At 60.2% G+C, this 2,488-nt stretch carries 2 protein-coding genes; both read left to right on the top strand.

All coding sequences use genetic code 11. The features are described 5' to 3' along the window. Positions 1-89: 89 nt before the first annotated feature. Positions 90-569 carry a glutathione peroxidase gene (locus WCA53_RS22590; RefSeq protein ID WP_423915750.1) on the top strand — a complete coding sequence of 160 codons (480 nt, stop codon included), beginning with the start codon at positions 90-92 and terminating at the stop codon, positions 567-569. Between the two features lie 124 nt (positions 570-693). Next, complete coding sequence (locus tag WCA53_RS22585; RefSeq protein ID WP_423915748.1) at positions 694-2,406, top strand: IlvD/Edd family dehydratase; 1,713 nt, start codon at positions 694-696, stop codon at positions 2,404-2,406. Positions 2,407-2,488 lie beyond the last annotated feature (82 nt).

Raw genomic sequence — 2,488 nt, 5'->3', positions numbered from 1 at the left:
GCCGCCCGCTCTTTGACGTTGGCTGTTCGGCCGGATGTTTTTTAGGGGGCGTTTCGCTTAGACTAGTTTTTTTAAAAGCGGAGCATCAAATGAATCCCATTTATACGTTTTCGGCTGAGACTTTGAGTGGCGAGACCGTCAGCCTGGAGAACTGGCAGGACAAGGTGCTGCTGATCGTGAATACCGCGAGCGAGTGCGGGTTCACGCCGCAATACAAGGGTTTGCAGGAACTGCATGAGCGTTATTCGGAGCGAGGCTTCGCGGTGCTGGGCTTTCCGTGCAACCAGTTTGGCAAGCAGGAACCCGGCGATGCCGCGCAAATCGGCGCGTTCTGCGAGCAAAACTACGGTGTCACGTTTCCCATGTTCTCGAAGATCGACGTCAACGGCGCGAACGCGCATCCGCTTTTTAAATATCTAACCGAAGAAGCGCCGGGAGTGCTGGGTACCGAAGGCATCAAGTGGAATTTCACCAAGTTCCTGGTTGATCGTGAAGGCAACGTGATCAACCGGTTTGGTTCGGTGACGAAACCGGACGCAATATCGAGTGATATCGAGAAGCTGCTTTAACGGTTTTTGTCCAGTTGCTGCCGGCACGCTGTGCTCCGATTCGGTGTCCTTTGCGCGGCGGCGCGCGCAAGGGGCGCCCTGAGCGCTCACACCTACACGGCGCTTCCGGGCGCGGAGACACACTATGCGCAAGCTTCGTTCGCAACAATGGTTCGGCACGCACGGCAAGGACGGCTTCATCCATCGATCCTGGATGAAAAACCAGGGCATTCCCCACGACAACTTCGATGGCCGTCCGGTTATCGGCATCTGCAACACCTGGTCGGAACTGACGCCCTGCAACGCGCATTTCCGTGAGCTTGCCGAGTATGTGAAGCGGGGCGTGCGCGAGGCGGGCGGGTTGCCGCTGGAATTCCCGGTCATGTCGCTGGGCGAGTCCAACTTGCGGCCCACCGCAATGCTATTTCGCAACCTCGCGTCGATGGATGTCGAGGAGTCGATACGCGGCAATCCGCTCGACGGCGTGATCTTGCTGGTCGGCTGCGACAAGACTACACCCGCGTTGCTGATGGGCGCGGCGTCGTGCAACCTGCCCGCGCTGGCGGTGTCCGGCGGGGCCATGCTGAACGGGCGTTATCGGGGCAAGCCGATTGGCTCGGGCACCGGGGTCTGGCAGATGTCGGAGGAAGTGCGCGCCGGCACCATGACGCAGGAGGAATTTACTGAAGCCGAGTCGTGCATGAATCGCTCACGCGGTCATTGCATGACCATGGGTACCGCGTCCACGATGGCGTCGATGGTCGAAGCGCTCGGCATGGGGCTGCCGCAAAACGCGGCGATTCCAGCTGTCGATGCGCGTCGGCAGGTGCTCGCTCATATGGCTGGGCGGCGGATCGTGGAGATGGTGAACGACGATCTCACCATGGACAAGATACTCACGCGCGAAGCCTTCGAGAACGCAATCCGCACGAATGCCGCGATTGGCGGATCGACCAATGCGGTCGTGCATCTGATCGCGCTGGCGAAGCGCATTGGTGTGCCGTTGACGCTTGAGGATTGGGAACTGGGTTCTGACGTGCCGTGTCTCGTGAACCTGCAGCCATCGGGCGAATACCTGATGGAGGATTTCTACTATGCGGGTGGGTTGCCGGCCGTATTGAAACAGCTTGGCGAGCAAGGTTTGTTGCATAAGGACGCGCTGACCGTCAACGGCAAGACGATTTGGGACAACGTGTCAAATGCGCGCAACGATGACGAACGGGTGATCACATTATTTGAGGCGCCGTTCAAGCCGCACGCGGGCATTGCCGTATTGAAGGGCAATCTCGCGCCGAATGGGGCCGTGATCAAGCCGTCGGCGGCGACGGCGAGCTTGTTGAAGCATCGCGGACGCGCGGTTGTGTTTGAGTCGGTCGAGGAACTGCATGAGAAGGTCGATGATGAATCGCTGGATATTGACGAGCACTGCGTCATGGTTCTGAAGGGGGCGGGGCCGAAGGGTTATCCGGGATTCGCGGAAGTTGGCAACATGCCCCTGCCGAAAAAAGTGCTGCAAAAAGGCATCACGGACATGGTTCGCATCTCCGACGGCCGTATGAGCGGCACCGCGTATGGCGCGGTGGTGTTGCACATTTCACCGGAAGCGGCGGCGGGCGGGCCGCTCGCGTTTGTTCAGACCGGCGACATGATTGAACTCGACGTGCAAGCGCGGCGCTTGCATCTTGAGGTCTCTGATGAGGAGCTGGAGCGGCGTCGTGCGGCGTGGGTTGCGCCGGTTTCCCCGTTGCGCGGCTATGTGAAGCTTTACGTCGATCACGTGTTGCAGGCGGATCAGGGCGCAGATCTCGATTTTCTCGTCGGGGCGAGTGGGGCGCCGGTGCCGCGGGATTCGCACTAGGCGTTCCCGGAGGGGCCTTTGGGCGGGGTTTGGGCGGGTCTGGCGGTGAGTTGGGGCTATGAGGGGGTGCTGCTCGCGGCGA

Origin of the sequence: Caballeronia sp. (assembly GCF_049581465.1) — a bacterium.
Taxonomy (GTDB): domain Bacteria; phylum Pseudomonadota; class Gammaproteobacteria; order Burkholderiales; family Burkholderiaceae; genus Caballeronia.
The sequence above is the reverse complement of the archived record's forward strand: the minus strand, read 5'-3'. Positions and strand labels throughout refer to the sequence as shown.

Bases quoted from the DNA above. Each gene is read 5' to 3' on its own strand.
- WCA53_RS22590 (WP_423915750.1), top strand. From the start codon at position 90: ATGAATCCCATTTATACGTTTTCGGCTGAGACTTTGAGTGGCGAGACC.
- WCA53_RS22585 (WP_423915748.1), top strand. From the start codon at position 694: ATGCGCAAGCTTCGTTCGCAACAATGGTTCGGCACGCACGGCAAGGAC.